This window comes from Pirellulaceae bacterium (assembly GCA_029243025.1).
Classification (GTDB): domain Bacteria; phylum Planctomycetota; class Planctomycetia; order Pirellulales; family Pirellulaceae.
In genome coordinates this window covers 20,406-39,834 of record JAQWSU010000001.1, presented here as the reverse complement: position 1 = coordinate 39,834, position 19,429 = coordinate 20,406, and the positions used below count along the sequence as shown (strand labels likewise).

General features: G+C 52.6%; 15 protein-coding genes and 1 pseudogene. 1 reads left to right on the top strand and 15 read right to left on the bottom strand.

Annotated elements, in window-relative coordinates; all coding sequences use genetic code 11:
* Positions 1-167: 167 nt before the first annotated feature.
* From P8N76_00145 to P8N76_00110, 8 genes and pseudogenes are all read right to left on the bottom strand, one after another.
* Entirely contained in the window at positions 168-311 is a 144-nt protein-coding gene (locus tag P8N76_00145) for a hypothetical protein (protein MDG2380057.1), read from the bottom strand.
* 572 nt (positions 312-883) lie between these two features.
* Positions 884-2,290 carry a putative collagen-binding domain-containing protein gene (locus tag P8N76_00140; GenBank protein ID MDG2380056.1) on the bottom strand — a complete coding sequence of 469 codons (1,407 nt, stop codon included), beginning with the start codon at positions 2,288-2,290 and terminating at the stop codon, positions 884-886.
* A 381-nt stretch (positions 2,291-2,671) separates the two neighbouring features.
* Entirely contained in the window at positions 2,672-3,655 is a 984-nt protein-coding gene (locus tag P8N76_00135; GenBank protein ID MDG2380055.1) for a TonB-dependent receptor, read from the bottom strand.
* Positions 3,573-4,958 carry a TonB-dependent receptor plug domain-containing protein gene (locus P8N76_00130; protein ID MDG2380054.1) on the bottom strand — a complete coding sequence of 462 codons (1,386 nt, stop codon included), beginning with the start codon at positions 4,956-4,958 and terminating at the stop codon, positions 3,573-3,575. The genes P8N76_00135 and P8N76_00130 overlap by 83 nt, the downstream gene beginning before the upstream one ends.
* Before the next feature lie 221 nt (positions 4,959-5,179).
* A complete protein-coding gene (locus P8N76_00125) occupies positions 5,180-5,284 on the bottom strand; it encodes a helix-turn-helix domain-containing protein (GenBank protein MDG2380053.1) in 105 nt (34 codons plus the stop codon).
* A 106-nt stretch (positions 5,285-5,390) separates the two neighbouring features.
* A pseudogene (locus P8N76_00120) lies at positions 5,391-6,563 on the bottom strand (sigma-54 dependent transcriptional regulator).
* An 81-nt stretch (positions 6,564-6,644) separates the two neighbouring features.
* Complete coding sequence (locus P8N76_00115) at positions 6,645-8,006, bottom strand: HAMP domain-containing sensor histidine kinase (protein MDG2380052.1); 1,362 nt, start codon at positions 8,004-8,006, stop codon at positions 6,645-6,647.
* A gap of 470 nt (positions 8,007-8,476) precedes the next feature.
* Positions 8,477-8,836: a hypothetical protein gene (locus P8N76_00110; protein MDG2380051.1), complete on the bottom strand. Its 360-nt coding sequence runs from the start codon at positions 8,834-8,836 to the stop codon at positions 8,477-8,479.
* On the opposite strand from P8N76_00110, the gene P8N76_00105 reads away from it, so the two are divergent.
* Positions 8,831-9,640 carry an energy transducer TonB gene (locus P8N76_00105; GenBank protein MDG2380050.1) on the top strand — a complete coding sequence of 270 codons (810 nt, stop codon included), beginning with the start codon at positions 8,831-8,833 and terminating at the stop codon, positions 9,638-9,640. The two genes, P8N76_00110 and P8N76_00105, sit on opposite strands and share 6 nt — an antisense overlap.
* A gap of 27 nt (positions 9,641-9,667) precedes the next feature.
* On the opposite strand, the gene P8N76_00100 is transcribed toward P8N76_00105, so the two are convergent.
* The 7 genes from P8N76_00100 to P8N76_00070 form a co-directional block, all read right to left on the bottom strand.
* Positions 9,668-10,510, bottom strand: coding sequence for an alpha/beta hydrolase (locus P8N76_00100; protein ID MDG2380049.1), 843 nt, complete (start codon positions 10,508-10,510; stop codon positions 9,668-9,670).
* Between the two features lie 62 nt (positions 10,511-10,572).
* On the bottom strand, positions 10,573-11,490 hold the full coding sequence (locus P8N76_00095; protein MDG2380048.1) for a phosphatidylinositol-specific phospholipase C: 918 nt from the start codon (positions 11,488-11,490) through the stop codon (positions 10,573-10,575).
* Between the two features lie 279 nt (positions 11,491-11,769).
* Positions 11,770-12,633: a carbon-nitrogen hydrolase family protein gene (locus tag P8N76_00090; protein ID MDG2380047.1), complete on the bottom strand. Its 864-nt coding sequence runs from the start codon at positions 12,631-12,633 to the stop codon at positions 11,770-11,772.
* A 48-nt stretch (positions 12,634-12,681) separates the two neighbouring features.
* The gene (locus P8N76_00085) at positions 12,682-15,087 is read right to left on the bottom strand and encodes a DUF1592 domain-containing protein (GenBank protein ID MDG2380046.1); all 2,406 of its coding nucleotides are present in this window, start codon (positions 15,085-15,087) and stop codon (positions 12,682-12,684) included.
* Positions 15,084-16,304 (bottom strand): hypothetical protein, encoded by a 1,221-nt coding sequence (locus P8N76_00080; GenBank protein MDG2380045.1) that lies wholly within the window; start codon positions 16,302-16,304, stop codon positions 15,084-15,086. Before P8N76_00080 ends, P8N76_00085 begins: the two co-directional genes overlap by 4 nt.
* A complete protein-coding gene (locus P8N76_00075) occupies positions 16,301-17,653 on the bottom strand; it encodes a DUF1552 domain-containing protein (protein MDG2380044.1) in 1,353 nt (450 codons plus the stop codon). The genes P8N76_00080 and P8N76_00075 overlap by 4 nt, the downstream gene beginning before the upstream one ends.
* A 303-nt stretch (positions 17,654-17,956) precedes the next feature.
* Positions 17,957-19,429 (bottom strand): sulfatase, encoded by a 1,473-nt coding sequence (locus tag P8N76_00070; GenBank protein MDG2380043.1) that lies wholly within the window; start codon positions 19,427-19,429, stop codon positions 17,957-17,959.

The following is a 19,429-nucleotide window of genomic DNA, read 5'->3' as shown; positions in this document are numbered from 1 at the left end:
CACTCGCGCCACACCCCACACTTACCGGACGGTCCGGTTCGGCTGATGCCACCCCTAACCCACGACATATCTGAGTTGTAAAGGCTGTAGGTATCGGTGGCGGCCACAGCATTCAGAAACGTTGCGTACTCGCTGTTGGTGTCCTCGGTGGCACTGATCCGGTATTCTTAATCGACCGCACCATAACCGGTGTCAGCGTCGGCGTTATTGATATTGCCTACCGTCACCATCAGGCTCGCATCGGCTTGCTGACTGATGAGAAGCGTCAAGAAGCCGGCAGAGGCCAAAAGGACAAATCGAGAAAACAGCATCGGAAAACCTTTCATCGGCGAGCAAACAAACGCCGTCTGGCAGTATGAGTGGAACGCGGATTTCAGGTAATTAACGCAGCGTAAGCAATCATCAAAAGTCAGATCAAACCCGCTCTTGTAGAAGGGTGCGTCAATCGCCGCCTTGCGAGGCCACGACGATCTGCCGGACGTCAAGCGATCTTAGCTACTGAGAGCTGGAAAGATTCACCGCTCTCGCCGTCCCGCAGGAGCAAGTCGTTCGCCAGTAACAGCCGGCACGACTTCGCCTTTTGTTTTGATGATTGGCAGCCCAAGAGTGCCGACAGACTCAGAGCCAACAACGCAAAGCTGCTTGGCATCTCCAGTCGCAGGCTCCGCTTACTCGCCCGACGGACTCAGGGAAACACGAAAGTCGGCGGCACCATGCCACTTTGACCAGCAGTCGTGTCATGTGTTCAATTCCTCCAATGAACGCGCAAGACAAATTAACGCCCGCAGAACAACGAGCATTTGACCTTGGATTTGAATTGGGACGATCAGATAACGGTTGCGACGGTAACCGTTCCGGTTGTTGTCCCAAAAGGCGCGATGTCTTAGGGTGCGATGATAGCCGCTGCCCAGTTTTCATTTCCTGGCGGTGAGACCTTGACCTTCCCGCCTCCGGATAACTGTTGTTGGGGTCCATTGTCACCCGTGTCGATGTTGATCCAATGAGCGACAAGCGGACCCTTTGCTTGAGACAGATCGATGCTGACTTCCCCGCCTGCAGCAAAGTAGAGCACCCAAGCTTTTTCCTGATCGGTGGCGAGATAGGCTTCGTTGGCGTCGCGATCCGATAGCAGGCTGTTCGCCGGTCGCACCGACCAGAGTGGTACGTACGATTCGATTTTTCGCGCCGCTCGGATGCAGGCGATCGCCTTCTCGTTCAGTCCCAATCCGGCGGTGGGGCGGTGGAATCGGATTGATGCTGCTCCCGCCAGCAGATGCCGCCAAAATCGCTCAATGGCGTCCTGGTCACTGTGGCCAAACTTGTTTCCGGTGGCACCGTAGGTTTTAGTTGTGTTCATCGGGCGCGGCTTGTCCGCCAGATAGCGGCGCACATGCAAGAAATTGTCCCAGTGTTGTTGGCCTTTGTTGTGGTTGTTTTGTGACACATCGACGAAGTCATACAGTTCCGGATGATCAAAAGTCCACTTGTGGCGTTCGGCGGTCAGGTTCCAATCGTCCCACATCTCGGTGACATGAACGCGTTTATTCTGTTGAGCAGCTCGTTGCTTGATGTACGTCGCCCAATAGCGTCCCCAGGATTCTTGCCCGTTGGTCTCGTTGTCAATGCAGTACAACACGTGGTCGAACTGCAGAGACACATCAAGCAACTTATCGACGAACCGTTGCTGATAGGGTAGTACAACCTGATTGTTTCGCTGTTGGGGTGTTGTGAAGAAGAACGGCTGTTTGTTCGCGCCCGGATGGTCAGGGTATCGTTTTGCAAAGCCGGATTCGTCGTACGTGTAGTTCACATTATTTCGTGGATTGTAGGGATGAATTTGCCACCGGTTGCTGCGCCCGCTGTCGGTGTAGTCGAAACGGTCCCAAATCTCGATCTGTATGATGATATTGCGCCGATCCGTTTCGCGCAGCAAGCGGTCGAATCGTTGCCAATACTCGTCGTTCCAGACCCGCAGATCATATCTTCCGTCGTCGCGCTGCTGAAACGGATAGACCTCGAATCCCTTGTCCTTTCGATCACTCATCGTGTTGCGAATGACGTTTCCACCCGCATTCGATAAGCGGTCGAGTTGCGCGCCAAGCTCCTTTTCGGGCCACTGAAAAAGATTGTCGTCATCGCTGCCGCCCAGCAGCAGGACGGGGGCTGCACGATAATTCCAGTACCATGGATTTTCTTTCCAGGGTTGCAGAGTGTCTTCTGAAGCCATCGCTCCCGTGCTAAAACACAGTCCGTTTACGAGCCATAACAATAGGAGGATAAGCGGCTTCATCCGTTTGTTCCTGGAAAACCGTTTCGAACCTAATTTGAGTAAGGCGAATTTGCCTCAACAACAGCAGACGCCATCATACATGGAAATCTTCGATAGCGTGCGGCTCGCCAACCCAAATATGGGCCACGTTGGGAACGGAAGCTGCTCGGGCAACGTCGTTACGAGGTAAGCAGCGGTTGGCCATCCTGGGACCGAGCCAATTAGAAAAAGCGAATTAGAAAAGTAGGAGGTTCGCGGTTCGCTTTGTGGAGGTTTCGATTGTCAGGCGTGCCCAGTTGAGTGATGGCGTGTGCGGGCAAATTGGACACCGTATCAGAGTTTTGCCTGCTCATAAAAGTTGATTCGTGTTGCTAGGCTTTCGCTTGCGCTGCTGCGGTCGCCTTACCGCAGCAGTTCGTACGATAAAATCGCGTTGATGCCGGGTCCGTCGCTTCCAGAACCATGCACGCGATATTGCTCGTCAAAAAAGTTTTCCAGATTCAGCGAGAGTCGTTGGCGCTCCGAGATCATACGGCCATATCGGAAGTTAACTGTGGCAAAGCCAGGTGCGCCACCAAGAGGGATTCGATTGACATCTGAAATGTCTCGGGCCGAAAGGCGATCCTGTTCGTCCACAATCCAGCCAAACAGGTCGAACCAATCGTTGCCGAAATTCCAACGTCGCCTCAGGCCGAAAATTCCTTGCATCGGTGGGATGCGGCTGAGGGGTTCCCGGGCCTCCGTGTTCTGGCCATAGGTGTACCAGAAGTTTCCGTAGACGCTCCAATTGCATCCGACTAAATATTCTCCTGATAATTCAACACCGTTGAGGTACGCATTGGCGTTCGTACGTTCCAGGAGCAGTTCGCTGTTAGGAGCACCGCGAACAATGAAGTTCTGTAAGTCATTCCACCATGCGAAGACTTGGGAGTGAAATCGGTCAGTATTGATTTTCGTACCCACTTCATACGTGATGCTTGTTTCTGGGAGAAGATTCGGGTTAGGAAGTTGTGTGCCGATGAAGACGTTGTCGTTGATGGTCGCCAGGTCGTCGATATTCGGTGCACGAAAGCCTTCGCTGATTGTTCCAACAAGATGCAGGTGCGGAGTCAGTTCGTAGGTGAGACCGACCTGACCAATCCAATCCTGGTATTCCGGGTCGATATGGCCTACCACGTCATTGGCGGTCACTGTGGCGCCGGATGCCACGTGTTCGTATCGCACGCCCGATGAAGCCAACAGCAGATCCGTTAGCCAAACATCCCAATTCAGAAACAGGCCGTAACGGGAGTAATAAGCATCGTCAGGGACTCCCCCTGCGCGATGGGTGACCGTCGATATCCGTTCGAAATGAATCGATTTCGTCGTGGTACCAGTCAAACCCATAGGAGGTGGTGCCATAGCTGTCGAGATTCTTCAGGAACGATCCGGTGATGCCCGTTTGTTCGTCAACAAAACCTCGCACGCTCGTCAGCAGTGGATTCCGTCCAGGTCGAAAATCGCGGTCGGTACGCTGCTCGTCAAAGCGTTGCAGAGACGCGGTGATCTGATAAGAATCGATCAGTCCGCACCCGCACGGATTGCAACCCTGCCAACGGACGTAATAGAGGTCGCGAATCTGCGGGCCAAAGATGGATTCACGATTTGCTGGAAAACGATCCGATCTAAAAATGTCATCTCCGCGATAACGCTGGACGGCAAAGACGAGCTCCGAGCAATTCGACCGTTGATAGTTTAACTTGATGTCCGCTGATTGGTATCGCCAGCTTGTCGCAGGTTGTCGTCCAACGTCAAAACCTGCCGGCGCGTCAGGGGCGCCGCCAATGTCGAGGTTGTTGTAGTTTCCGTAGCCGCCACCGGTGAATACGCCCATCGACCCTACCCAACCCTCGACGTTGACCCGTCCCGTATAACCAAGGTCTGCTGTACTGAATCGTTGAACCGTTCCGCCGGTCAAGAAGTTGTAACCCGTGCGGTTTGCACTTTTCGTCACGATATTGACCACACCGCCAATGGCATCACCGCCGTAAAGCACGCTACCTGCGCCGCGAATGACTTCAATTCGCTCAACCATGTTGGGATCAATCAGATTAAAATACTGATTCGGTCCAGCGCGAAACGAGGCATTCGTCATGCGGACACCATCGATCATGATTAACACTTGTTGACCGGTGAGTCCACGAATGAAGATCGATGACTGGCCGCGTCCGGTACGTTGAATGAGCACGTCAGGCGTCTGTTCTAGCGCTTGCCCCATGTCGATGGATGATTTTTCCTGGAGTAGTTCCGGAGTCACAATGTCGATCGCACGTGGGCTATCGAAAATCGAAAGCGGTGCTCCACGAAGTCCACTATCAAGTTCACCGATTATCTGATCGGACAGCGAAGGAAACATTAACGATTGTTCTGATCGCTGATTGGAGCGCGCGACTGCATTCGAAGTTGGTGTGTCTTGTGGTGGCCGGATCTCAATCGGCGGCAGTGTCCCCTCGGATTCGTCTCGCGGGTTACCGCTTAAATCATCGATGGGGGGACGCACTTCGACGGGTGGCAAGGTGCCTTTTGGCGGCTCATTTTGAAGGACCGCATCGACAAGCTGAACACGAATGGTTGGACTTCCATCCTGAGCGGGCAGCATTCCTGAAAGGCTAGACGCAATGCAAAAGGCGAGAAAATAACTGCCAAACATCCGATTGGCTCTCGATAAGAATGAACGGCTCTTGCGATCGTTGCGGCAGGGCTAGATCGCAAGAGCCGTTCGGACTTTCCTGTGTTGCCATCTTCGGATTTTGGGGACAGGGAGGATTAGCGTGAATTTATCGCCTCTAAGTCCTGCCTAGTCTCGTTATTTTACGGGACGTTTTCCTGTGGCTCCGTGATCGACTCGACGGTCGATCTATTTGGCACCACTCATCCTTCGGATGCCTCATACTGATCGAGTTTTTTCCGCAGCGTTGTCCGATGTAGCCCTAGGCGACGCGCGGCCACGGCACATTGACGATGACATTTTTCCATCGCTGCCTCCAACAAAGGGGGCTCAATCAACTGCAGCAATTGCTCATAAATGTTGTCCGTTTCCGCAGCATCGCTTAGCTGGGCATCCGCCCAGCGCTGAACGAGGTTAGCGATACGATCGTCGATGCTGGCTTCCTCTTTCGGTGAGTCCAGCAGTTCCGGGTTGTGGCAAGTGATCCAGCTCGATGATACCACTTCTCGCTAGCACGACAGCGTGCTCGATCGCGTTTCGCAATTCGCGAACATTTCCATACCACGGACGGCGTTCTAATTCCAGAATCGCATCATCTGACAGCACTTGAGCCCGTGTTCCTTCCGGGTGCAATTGCCCAAGAAAATGTTGGGCTAATTCACGAATGTCTTCGCGGCGATCTCGAAGCGGGGGGATGTTAATGCGAAACGCTCCGAGTCGAAAAAATAGGTCATGCCGAAATGTTCCCTGTTTCACCTTACTGAGCAAATCCTGATGGGTTGCGGAGACAACACGGAAATTGGTTTGCACGGGTTGGCTTGCACCGACCGGCACCACTTCGCCATGTTCGAGCGCCCTGAGAAGCTTGACTTGCACAGGAAGCGGGATATCCGCCACTTCGTCGAGGAACAAGGTTCCGCCATCTGCTTGTACGAGCAGGCCAACACGCTCTTGGTCTGCACCCGTGAACGCACCTCGCGAATGTCCAAACAGCTCACTTTCCGCCAAGGTGGGACTGAGTGCGGCCACGTTCACTGCCACGAAGGCACCCTTGGCACGATCGCTTTATTTGTGAATTGCTCGAGCCGCTAGTTCCTTGCCGGTTCCACTCTCGCCGCAAAGGAGGACTCCGGCGTCCGCGGCAGCTGCCAGTGCGAGCTGTTTGAAGACTTCTTGCAGTGGGGCGGAATTCCCGACGAGTCCGCTGACCGGTCGGGTTGCAGGTGGTTCCGACGATGCCGCATTCTTACTTGTTAGGGCACGGTTTAACGCTCGTTCCACCTTCTGTAGGTCAAAAGGTTTGATGATGTATTCGAAGGCCCCATTGCGAACTGCCTCGACGGCCGTTTTCAGGTCCCCATAGGCGGTGATTACGATGATGGGAGTCTGGCCAATGTGTTGGCGAAGTTTGCCAATGGCCGTGAGGCCGTCCATGCCTGGTAGCCGTACGTCAAGGATGACAACGTCGGGCTTGAAGCTCTCGACGGTCTCCAAAGCTTGCTCAGCGGAAGAAACAGTAGTCACTTTGTGGCCGTTGCTCTCACCCAAACGGGTAAGCCCCCAACAAATGCTCTGTTCATCATCCACAACCAACAGTTTTGCCACCCAACTCTCCTACTTGGTTTTTTTGTTTTTGTCTACGTTTGCCAGTGGTAGCTCGACCACAAATTAGGTCGTTGTTTTGTGACGAGCCCAGCGAATCTCGTCGCCATGGGCGTTGGTGATTTCTTTTGCGACTGCCAATCCTAATCCTGTTCCGTCAGCTTTTTCGGTCACAAACGGTTCAAACAGGGTGGCTTCCACATCCGCCGCGGGCCCCAACCCTGTATCTTCGACAACCAACTCTGCGCGATCGTCGATTTGCCGCAACGACACCTTGACGGCCGGTGCCAATCGGCGAGCTGGGGCAGATTCGTCGGACTGCTGGGATGCTGCTTCGACGCCATTCAGAACCAGGTTGACCAACACCTGTTCGAGCGCATCGGCGTCTCCACAGATTTTCACAGGTTCGTTGGGGAGATTGCATTCTAATGCAACTCCAATATGCCGTGCTGTCGGATTTACGAGCGAAATCACATTTTGAAGAATCGGCTGTAACGGGAGGGACTCGTGTGCTTTTTCCTCGCTGCGGCCGAGCGATAAGAACCGCTGGAGAAAACGTTCCATCAGTTCAAGCTGGCGCATTGCCACGTCGAGACTCTCAGATTCCAGCCGACACTCTCGCGCATGGAGCTCAACAGCCAACCGGCAGCCAGTTGCCGAGTTCCGTATTTGATGGGCGATTCCGCCTCCCAGTTGTCCCAGCGTCCGAAGCTGTTCGTTACGCCGAACGTCTGACTCATAATGAGCAAGCATTTCGGCCATGCGATTGATCGAGCGACTTAGGTCTGCAATTTCGTCATCTCGACGTGGCACTGGCAGGGAGCGAAAATTGCCCATTGCAATTTGGTCGACTTGGCGTTGCAATTGGCGCAAGGGCTGAGTTACACGCGATGCGATTCCTAAGCAAAATCCGACGACCAGTACCATCGTGGCACCCCCGACAAGGATCGGAGGATAGACAACATCTCGCCAGGCTTGACGATAACTTTCTTCTGGATAGAGCAGATGAAGTGTTGTCCTATTTTTTGGTTCTGAAAGACGCCGCAGTGGAACAGCCGAGTGAAAGTATCGTCGGTCATCGACAGCCACCTTTCTGCCGAGGGAAAGCAGTGCATCATTGCCCCACTGATCGCTCCCAGGTAGGTCGTTTTGAGGTTTGAGATTCATACTTGACGCAACCACATCACCTTGTGGGTCAGTCAAGACAAATTCACCGCCTGCAAGATCACGCATCTGCTGCAGCACACTGTTGGTAAGTGGGAATGTGGATTTGGCTAGGGTCTCAGTAACTTGAGATAAATCGCTTTCAATTCGAAGGCGAGTTGTTTGCAGGGACAGGTAGGCATTGAGTAGGCTCACGCTGATAAGGGCAGCAAGCATGAGGCCGACCATGGGTAGCAGAATCTGATTTCGCAAAGGCCATCGCATGGCAAAATTCCTCGACCGTGTTTGTGCCGCGATCAGATTTGACTGACATTTGTCGGGGCGGTGGGCACATCATCAAGTTTAGAGGGATGTGCAGGGCATTCAAAGCCGGAAGGTGTGTGTCGGTTGGATTAACTCGTGTGTCGAATGATGCGACGCCAATCAGAGATGAAATGATGGTCGGACTGTTTCAATACTCATACTTCTTCTATTTGGGCGGTCTTCGTTTGTTTTAACCAGGATTCACGAATTTTCGGATGGCAGTGCGGGAATTACTGAGGCGGGATTTCTGGACGCAGTGTGTGCGATCTCAGTTCGTCTTTTCGTAAAGTCAGGTGATGAAAAGGCCGACAAGGTCTTTCGCATTGGCTGTCTTCGCGGGTTGGTCGTTTGCGACGTTCGAAGAATTCGCTGCCCTCGAGCTGTTTGTGGAGTCTTGTTTTGACGAGCTATTGGCAAGGAAGGAGAGCAAGTTAGGCTGAATTTGGGAACGGGTTTTGCTCTTTTGGCATCAATCGACGACAGGCAATGCCGATATTGTCAAGCGGCGGTTCCCTGTTGAGAGTTGATTTGTCGCCTGTGAAAATCCCCGGAGTATTGTAGACTTGCTGAAGAATTCCGCTGAAGAATTCCGCTGAAGAATTCCCCAGAGCAGCCGAATCCAGCAAAGATTCGTCTGGCGATTCCAAGCCGCCGTTGATCATTCGGGCAGCAGACCGATTGCAAGCTCGCCGAGAAGTGTGGATTAAGGCCGGCAGAGAAATGTACCGTCTGCGTGTGATCGCTGGCGGCAAACTGTATCTGTCCATATTGTGGGCGACTGCTTGATGCATGTGATCAATCGACTTCTCGGGCGTCCAACCATGTTGAAGGCGATGGCCTGTTCGCTTCTCTTGCATTTTGGTTGCATGGCAGCGACTTACCACTTTCGATCAAAACCGCTCAAGCCATCTGCCTTTGCCGGTCAGCGTAACGCAGTCTATCTGGAAACTTCATTGACCGGGAGTCGGCCAGAGGAATTGATAGAGGTTCGGTTTGAGGCTGAATTGACCCCGGAAATCGAACGAGCCGATGACCAGTCAAAACCTGCGGCTGAAGTATTGTCGGAGATTTCCCCTCGCGATTTACCGATCGAGAAGCGTGAATCCAGTGGTGAGGTCGAGCTGTCGTTGCAGCATGAGATCGAACGGAAGATGGTGGATGTGGGTCAGCTTCGCGCGGCAGTTCCACGCCGGACGGTGAGTGAGTCGGTTCGCATGATCAAGGAATTGACCAAGGAGCCCTTGCGAATGCCTCGGCGATCAGTGGATGTAGCCAGGCCAGCCGCGATAATCGTTGTTGCACAGGTCGCAGGGATGGAAGATAAGACAGCTCCGGATTTATCGGGTAATCGGCCTCCGTCCTATCCGAATGAAGCGATTCGTCAAAGGCTCGAAGGCACGATGGTACTCCGTCTTCAGATTGCGGATACGGGTCGAGTTGAGCACGTTGAGGTTTCTGCATCCAGTGGGCATGCACTGCTGGACCGCGTGGCGGTGGAAGCGGTGAGTCAATGGCGTGGTCGTCCAGCGCATCAATCGGGGGAAGCGGTGCCGACCGTCGAGTTTCTCCCGATTCGATTTCGTCTTCGCCCCTAGCACAAAGGTGCCAAGTCCCTTTTGTTCTCAGTCAAGGAATTCCGCGACTGTACGATTGAACTTTTTGAAGTTCTCAAAAAACATAAAGTGAGAACCGCCTTCGTTGCCTTCAAAAGCGACCAGCTTCGCGCCTGGCACATGCACCTGGATCCATTGTTGCGAAGCGAAGGGGACGATGCTCGCCTTGCCTGCCACGATCAGGGTGGGGATGTCGATACGGGGGATTAAATCGCGCCAGTCCGCTGAAGCCGTGTTCTGGTACAGGGTTGACGCGGCCTGTCGAGGCATCATCAGGTTTTGCTTGATAATGAATTCGCGATCTTCTCTGGACACGGCAGGCGAAAGCATTCCGGTCACGAGTTCCGCTGCAAACTTCTCAGCATCGGCACCCACGAGATTCTCGCAAGTCTTACACATTTGCTCGGCGGTCGTGATGCAGCCGGCGATTTCTCTTTCAGTCAGTGACCAATCTGGTTGTGCCAGCAGTGTTGGAGGTTGCTCGGCAATGATGAGCTTCGAAAATCGGTCTCGACCAAAGAGATCCCAATGACAAAAAAGAATGGCATTTCCCATGGAGTGGCCGAGGACGGAGACCGCTTCCAGATCGAGTGCAGAAATCACTTCGTGAACGTCCATGGCGAGGCGTGAAAGGCGATAGCCATATTCCACGTTTTGTGATTCACCGTGGCCTCGTAAGTCTAACGCGATCACGCGATAGCGATCGGAAAGTCCTTCGAGTTGATGGCGATAGATGGCTGCGGTCTGGGACCAGCCTGGTATCAACAATAAAGGGGGACCTGAACCGGCCTCGAGAATGTTCAGTCTTGCCTCATCTGATGTGGTCACGTTCGTTCTTTTGAATTCAATCATCTTCACAGTCCATCATAGCGCGCCCAAATGAGACGGTGATCGAGACGGTAGCTGATCGCATTTCAGGGTGAAAAATTCGATTCGATGATTCGTTCGATCAACTCGTCACCTGGGAAATCCATCACCACGGTTCCCAGACAGCAGGGTGACGGGCGATTGCCACGCTGCAGGAATTCAAGTGCCACCGCATTAGAGTCGATCGCATATTTTCTTGGCGTGAGCCATTTGCTTGGTCGTGTGCCACTGCAAAAATTTATGTACCACTGGCCCCGTGTCGCCTTCGAAGCGCGCTCAAGGTGTGAACGAATGAGTTTCGCCTTGACGCTCAATGGTGCTTTGTACTGGTCTTGAAGTTGCATCTCACCCCATCTCAAGCCGCCGAGTGTTGAGACACGATCAACCAGAACAATTTTCCCTCGGACGGTATTCAATCGAGGCGTCTTCCGACCAAGATGCCATAATGCCGCATCGTTCTCTGTGATGGCCGCGAATGTCTCCGCAAATGTTCGCGTATTGTGCTTCGCAGTCGACTCTTGGTTGAGCGACATCACGATGCATTCGGTGGGGTGTGTTTTCAGGAAAGTCCGGCAGATGTCACGCACCTCTTGGAAGGACAGATGCTGGTCGATGATACGGTGGTAAATCCGAAGAGTGTCGTCGACGTGCCTGCAGCGAATATCAAGAAAACGAATGCCCGCATTCAGTTGATCTGCCAGTTGCCATGTTTGACATTTTGCGAAACCAAAGGATATTCCGTCATGCAGAGCACAGGAATTATGAGTGCCCGGTAATGACATTCGCGAAAGGAGAGCGTTATCCGGCAGACGGGCCATCCAACTCGCATATTGGTCGACCGTGATTTTCCGCGGTTGGCCGGTGAAACTGGTTCCCGCATTGCTTGACGCTGAATCTGCGGTTGCAATCGAGGAAAAAATCGCAGCAAGCAGGGTTGCGCAACAGGTTATTTGAACTCTAAGCATCAGTGAACGAGCCGAGGAGAAAAGATTGTGTGGTGAGAATAATCGCTTGTCGATGAATAGTTTGGAACTTGAATTTGGGAGATTGGCTAGACGCGAATCCGTTGAGCTGTTGTGGACGTCGAGAATAAGGTTTCAGGGTTTGACAGATGATCCATCGTTCAGCGCAGGTCTCAGCAGCAGGACAAAGAGGATTGCCTTGCTTTGGTGAGTCATGCAGGCTGAAATCAGCTTCAGTGGAAGGTTTGCGTTTTTCCTTCACACCGTTCCGCTGTCATCTACTCATTCGCCAAGTTGAATCGTGTGGACGGTGACATGTTCTCCCTTGCGAGGGGCTTGGGCAGCCCATTCACCGCTAGGAGTCAACACGCCTGAAGGCGCTGAGCAGGGGATGTTTTCAGGGAAGCAATTGTCAGCGCTTACCACCCAAACTCGACCGGATGCGGCCCGCATGCGCATATTCGTTTCATGATAGGGCCAGTAGACTTGTTCGGACCAGGCGCCGCCATTGCGGCCGCCATTAATGGCCAGGAAAATGATCTGCGCGCCGGCATCAGATAAGCGTTGGCTCAAATGCGGGTCGGGAATAGGTGTGCATTGAGGATTCCCCCACATGTCGTTACAGATCAATCCGCCGACTTGGATTCCGTTGATCTGAAAGGTGCGCAGGGGACTGGTTGCATAATCGTTGATCTCGCCCTTATAGGGTTTCGTGAGACTGCCACAGAGCAATGTCTTACTGTGAAAACCAAGAAACTTACCTTGCTTGTCATAGAATCGGATTTGGTTGTAGCATTCGTTGTCATCCGATTCTGTGTAGCATGTACCTAAGGCGAGAGCGACTCCTGCTTCACTGGCGTGCTTGACGAGTGTAGCCAACTGTTGATCGACTTCGGCTTGATCAAACTTGGGCGTGTATCCGCTTAGAGATCCCTCCGGTGTCAGGAGGATATCTGCTTTGTTTTCGATCGCGACCTGCAATGCACGATGAATGGCTGCGCTGTTTGCGGCAATATCCTTGGTCACCGGAAGTTGTGCGGTAGCCACACGCAAGGTCGAACTGCTTTTGTTGGTCTCGCCAGCATCTAAACCTATAGCGAATGTCAGAGTGAGAAGGAGCGTCAACATGAGGCGGTTGGGGCTCATTGGGGTTTCCTTTGGGCTAAGTTGTCTGCTTGTGGTCAAAATCGGTTGTCAACGTTTTTGAAATAAATCTGACATGATCAACGCCCTGATTAAACTTTGTAGGCCGTATTGTTGATCCTGTGTCGATATGGCGATGGCGCGAATTTGTGCACGGTCATCAACGGTCATGACTCGTCTCAACCCGTAGGTTGCTAATTGCTCCAATACGACTTCCGCCAGTCGACGGTCATTTTCTGCGAGTAATGTTTTGAAGTCCGAAGCATTCGCAAAGGAACGTCCGTCAGCGAGAGTCCCCGACGGGTCGACCGGTGGGTCCGTTCCGATTCCCCCTTCAACATGCTCCGTCTCGCGCCAACGTCCGATTGCATCAAAGTTTTCGAAAGCGAGTCCTAATGGGTCGATCTTCGCATGGCAGGAAACGCAATTAGGATTTGCGGCATGGGCTTCCAATTTTGATCGAATTGTTCTTTTCGGTTGATTGCCGACGACGGGTTCTAATGGGTCAACATTGGGTGGCGGCGGTGGCGGGGTGTGTGCGAAGAATGCTTCCGAGATCCAAGCACCACGATGTACCGGTCGATGTCGGGTACCGTCAGAGCTTAGCGAAAGGACCGACGCATGGGTCAAAATACCACCTCGGCCCGATTCAGCCGTCAAGGTTGTGCGTACGAGTTCCAGTTGCTTCGGTGAAGGGAGGAGGTAGTGAATGGCGAGTCGCGGATTGAGCATTGTCCAGTTGGAGTCGATAGCATCGCGTACAGGAAGATTAATTCTAAACATCTCGGCAAAGTAGCCGGTGGTTTCCATGACCATGCTTTCCTTAAGCCACGGTCCGTATTCTGGGTAGATATTTGGATCCGGCTGGAACATGCCAACTCGATGCAATTGAAGCCATTGTTTGGGAAACGAATCGAGAAAGCGATCCACTTTCGGATCGACAATCATTCGGTCAAATTCTGCTGCCAGTCTTTCGGGGGAACGAAGTTTACCAGTGCGCGCGGCATGGAATAACTGTTCGTCGGGCATCGAACTCCAGAGAAAGTACGACAGGCGATTGGCCAATTCAAAGTGATTGATCTTTCGGCGATTTTGATTCGGAGAACCTTCTTCTAGATTGAAGAAGCTGCGGGCGACTAACATGCTTGTGAGAGCGGATCGATAAGCTGATTGAAAAGTCTCACCCGCATTCTGCTCCGCTGCGATGAGTCGTGTGTAGGGATCGAGTTCTTCATGGTTGACTGGTCGACGCCAGGCACGTTCCGCGAACCGAAGCAGGCAATCTCGTGTTTCCTCACGATCTTCTTCGTCGTCAGGGAAGACTCCTGCCCGCTTGGCAAGATCGGAATCGGTCAATATCGGTCCTTCGATTTCGATCCAATCAACGAGCAACAGGGGCATCGTCGGCTTGCCTTGTTCATCGACTACCTTGGTCCAAGGTGAGCGATGACCGCCCTTCAACGATGACACCCGTGTCGTGGCATCAATCGTTTCGTTTCGGAAGAGTGAAATTCCTCCATTTGCGTGTTTGACCGTTTTCGCATGATTGCGAATTTCATATTGTCCTGCAGGGAACAAACCTTCAAAGTCGACCGTCTCAGGCGCCGTTTCAGCTGCGATCAGGTCAACGCCGGCAAACGAACGATTGTGGTGTTTGTGCCAGAGTGACAATCGGGGTACTCTGCCAGAAAAAGCTGGTAGGCCGCTGACGCGGATTCTGAGTTTGTAATGACCGGGGTGATCGAGGTGAAAGCTCCAACCTTCGCCGAGTTGTAATAGTTGCCGTTTTCCTTCACCGACTAGTCGTCGATCTGTTTGGGATGGAATGTTTGTGTCTGGAAAGGCAATTTGCGTTACCGTCTCAGCGGCTTCAAAGTACCGCTGGATATGGGACGGCGCTACAGACAACATCGCACCGATGCGATCAAAGCCTTGCCAACGTGGATCTTCGTTAAAGGCTCCAGGTGCTTCGACGTCGTACACGACGCCGAGTAGATCATAAATGGTGTGGGCGTATTCCGAACGGCTCAAACGGTAGATTTCAAAAGGTCCGCGCTGTGCCATGCGGGCTGCGGCTGCTTGGCGGATGCGGCGCGAAATCGCTTCGACTGCTGTGCCAAGTTCTGTGGCGGTGGGTTGAGGTTCGTCCGCTGGTGGCATTTCACCCGCATTTATGCGAAATAAAACCTCACTCCACTGTTGTGCAACGACCGGGTCGGAAAAGCGGGGAGCCAAGTTGTCGATGCGGAAGTCGCCTTCCTGAGTGGAATCATTGTGGCATCGCAGGCAATGCGATTCGAGAAACATACGAGTGGTTGGATCAATCGAGTCTTGCCCGATTGCTTGTGCGTTAAACAAGCAAACCCAGATCAAGCTCGGTACCAAGACGCCGATAGGCAGCCGTAGGTGTAAATCAGGATGCAGCCAATGTCGAGAAATGATCTGGGAGAGGCTCATGGCAGGATCATCCTCGAGGATCGCTTGAAGTCGTCGGGGGTCATTAGCCACTCGTCGTGCGGAAGCAAAACATAGGTCCATGGCCCTTTGATGCGAATGACTCGACCTGGACGAAATCCATCAAGCATTTGTGGGACTTTTAGCTTCAATTGGATGCCACTACTACCAGGCGGTGGATTTTCGATTTCTTCCCGTTCCAGTGTCTCCCCGTGAACGGCATACTCTGCATGATAGCCCCAAGTGCGCAGCGTTGTTTCCGCGTCACAGATTCTGGGGTGTTTGGAGCTGAGCACTTCTTCGTAAAGCAATGGGTCCATGCCTCCAAACAAGGTGACAGTCATTTCACCGCCGCCCGTATCGTTATTCTTGACTGCATCAACCCAGCCGGGTAAGAATCTTGATCGAATCAGACGTAAGTGACGCTGGCGTTGAATTTCTTTGAAGCTTTTTAGGCTTGCATCATCGAGCCAGATATCGGTGGTGGCTAAACTCTCGAATGGGCCCCAGGTTAGATTCACCTGTACCTGTTGACCTGCCTTAATTTGATCGATGCCCACTAGTCGTCCGTTTTTCCAGATCCGAGTGGATGGGTCGATATCAAACAGGATCGGTTTGTTGATGCCATCCTTGATTTCCGGTCCGAGTGGTTCCACGGAAAGTTTTAATCGTGGTGCGGGTCCGCCTCCCTGTTCGGTGTCAAGAACTTGCCAGCTTCGACCTTGGCGGGAATAAAAGCTGACGTCGTCTTCCAGCAAGAACGCGTGGTTATACTTGCCGGTGGGATTTCGTTTGAGTTGCTCTTCGGTAAGTGGCGGGATGGTTTCTTCTTCGCCGTGTATTGGCAGCAGGAACCGTCCGTGCATATGCGTTCCCACCGGGATGTCCCGAATGTCGGCTGGCGCGCCGTGGTACCAGACGGTGCCGTAGGGCAGCATGGCAAAATAGTGTCGACGCGGTTCACTTGTGCCATCACCTTTTCGAAGTCCGCCACGGCGATTCATCGGGTCGCTGACTACCAGATCGCCCGACAAGTTGACTCCGGCTCCCGCGGGTGGAAAGCTTCCAGGCTGGGGCACATGATCTTGCACGGGTTGCGTGGTTTCGACGGCGATTCCCAAGATCGGGTTCGCTGCCAAAACGAAGAGGGTGTAGCAGATTCGACCCAATCCCGAACGGATCAGGTGAGGGAATGCCTCGCCGCACATCGTTCGTTTCATGCAAGAACCTCCGAAACGACACCATTCGAATCTGCGAACGTTTCAGTTTCGACGCCCATCTTTTGTGCGATTGTCAGCAGCAGATTGCTGAAGTGCGCCTTTTGATTCACAGGGCTGTGATAGAGGCCAATTCCCTGCTGATAACCCTTGAACTCGTCGATCTGCTGATTGTAATCGACGTGCGATCCGTGCTTGATTCCAAGTTGATTGCCGCCTGCCAGGACCAGCGGCAGGCTTGTTGTTCCGTGGCTATTGCCGTAGGAGAGGCCGCTGCCGTAGAGTGCAAGTGTTGTGTCGATTAACGGCCCGTCGCCATCATTGACTTCGGCAAGTCGCTGCAGAAAGTAAGCGAATTGCTGCATGTTGAATTCATCACTGCGAGTCAATTGTTCGAGGATTTCTCGATCTCCGTTGTGGTGGGATAAGGAGTGTCGGTCGCGATTGATCCCAATTTCAGGTATCGAAGGGCCGGTGCCCTCATTCCCTGTATTGAAAGTTACCACACGCGTCATGTCAGTTTGGAAGGCCAGCACGATGATGTCGTACATGGTGCGTAGATACTCGCCAAGGCGTTCCAGTTGAACATCGCGGTTGAGTCTCGCTGCAACATCGGAAGCGATCTGAGGACGTGGAGTTTCCAACCATGCTTCCGTTCTATTTGTTCGGATTTCAATTTCGCGAACCGCCACAAGGTATTGGTCGAGTCGTCCGCGATCATCCCGACCCATTGTGTTAGCCAAAGAGTTGGCGTCTTCCAGTACCGCGTCCAGCATACTTTCTTTTCGATGAAGCTTTCGACGTTGCTTGTCGATTCCACCTGCCGGTTCGGTAAAGAAATTTCGAAAGACGACAGCTGGATTTTTCTCGGCTGGTAGCGAGATCCCATCGGCGCTGACAGCCATCGGAAATCCCTGGTTGCTAAGTTCGAGAGATGGAAAACGTGTGCTCGGTCCTGTGACTCCAGCAATCAACTGGTCGAGTGAAACCGTGTTTCGATCCGTGGGGCCATGCTTCGCGCCAGTGAGCCAGGTTTGGGTCGCATTATGGGCGACGCCGAATGCGTTTGGATGGTAGAGACCGCTGATCGGTGTGATCTGGGATCGATGTTGTTCGAGTGGGGAAAGAATTCGGGACATTTTGTAATCCCGACCCGCCTTCGAAATTTCGTAATCGTTCGTGTTTACGCCGTTAGGAAGATAAATAAAGATGCTGCGACGGGGGCGACCATCGCTTTGAGCGGCTCGCAACGGCCGCATACAATCCAACAAAGGCAAAGCGAGCGACGCTCCTAAGCCACGAAGAACATGCCGCCGATTGAGTCGCCAAGTTTGAGCGAGGAAATTGGCCATGCGAAGCTTCCTTTTTGATCGGTTCGCGGGATTGGGGCGGGTTTCATCATCACGGAATCGAACAGGTGCTGTGAAGATATGCTTTCATAGCAACGACCATGATAATAAAAAAAATTGTCGAGTGGTCATGGATTGAGTGAATGAGCATTGAATTTCGGGCTGCAGAAACGCTGTGAGATCGCCCAGATTGCGAAAAGGTCAGCAACCGAGAGGGTGAAAATGCGAAGCCTGATTCGCCTGCCGTTGGCAAACGATCAGGGTTGATCAATTTTGCATTCTGAGCAGCGATCTGTCCGTACGCAGCTACGGTTGCTCGCCGAAGAAATAATCGGGGTAGGTTAAGAAGAGTTGATCTTTACGTGCTTTGCCATTGAGATGACAGGCATCGATTTCGGACTTGAGTCGCCTGAGGTTTTCCGGATTCTGTAACGGGTCATTTGTTCGTTCTCGCCAATTCGTAAGTTGTGTTCTCAATTCGTTGAGAGTTGCTGCGTGTGTTGGCTTATCGGCCAGGTTGTCAAATTCGAACGGGTCGAGCTGTAAGTCGTAAAGTTCGAACTCGGGTGGTTGACGCATGCGATGGTAAGCCGCGCGAACCGAAGGTGTGGCGGCATCAATCGTTTCCGGCAAGTCGGCGAAAAATCGCTTCAGTGTGAAATCATATCCCGGGTTTTGTTGTTCTGGCATCAGGTTATGGACCAACTTGAATCGTGCGTTTCTAACGGTCCGTTGTGGATAAAAGTTGTGAGCTGAATGTAAGTGGAACTCGGTGAATAGATATTCACGCCACGGTGGACTCTCGCCTCGCAATAGGGGCAGGAGTGATTGACCAGGCAGGTCGGCTACGGGTGTTGCGTTGGCAGCGGAGAGTAGGGTTGGCATGAGGTCGATCGTGGAAACGAGTTCATTGCGAATCTGATTCGGTTTCGTTTTTCCAGGCCAGCGAAAGATCAGTGGGATTCTTACACCGCCTTCATACGACGTACGTTTTCCTCGCAAGAGGTCAGCCCCATGGTCCCCCAGATAGACAACTAAGGTGTTGGCTTTTTTTCCTGAGCGATCGAGTGCCTCGAGTAATTCGCCAATCAGTGGGTCGAGGCGATTGATGCAGTTGTAGTAATCAGCCGTATCCGCTCGTAGTTGCGGCGTATCGAGACCAAAGTAGGCGAGTGGTTTGACGTCATTGCCCGTCAGAGGTGTTTTCGGCAGTCCGCGAGTTTGCTTGATAAACGGTCGGTGAGCGTCGGGATAATTGACGCTGAGAAAAAACGGCTTGTTATCTGCCTTGAAAAATTTTTCAGCATGGTTCGCATAGTCTTCCAGCTGCTTACGGCGAAAGTTGGCTGACGAAATCTGTTTCATATCGAACGGAAACGCGGAGGCCGGGTTGATGTGCAGCTTGCCGATGATACCGGTGCGATAGCCAGTATTTTTTAAGCAACGAACGAGGTTCGGGATGTTCTCGTCGTACAGGCGAAATTTCCAGGTAGCCAGTCCGATTTGCCCATTTTGATGAGGATAGAGCCCCGTTAAAAGTGCGGCGCGAGATTGACTGCATCCGGCCTGAGGCACGTACGCGTTACGAAAACAAACTCCATCTTCTGCTAATTGGTCGAGCACAGGAGTATCGACAAAAGGATGGTCATAGCAACCAAGTTCCGGGCCGTTGTCCTCGGAAACAATTAAAAGAATGTTAGGAGGTTCAGCAGCAACAACGGTAGCGACAGCGTTAAAGATAACGATAGCAAACAAAAAACGAGGTGAACGATCGTTCAT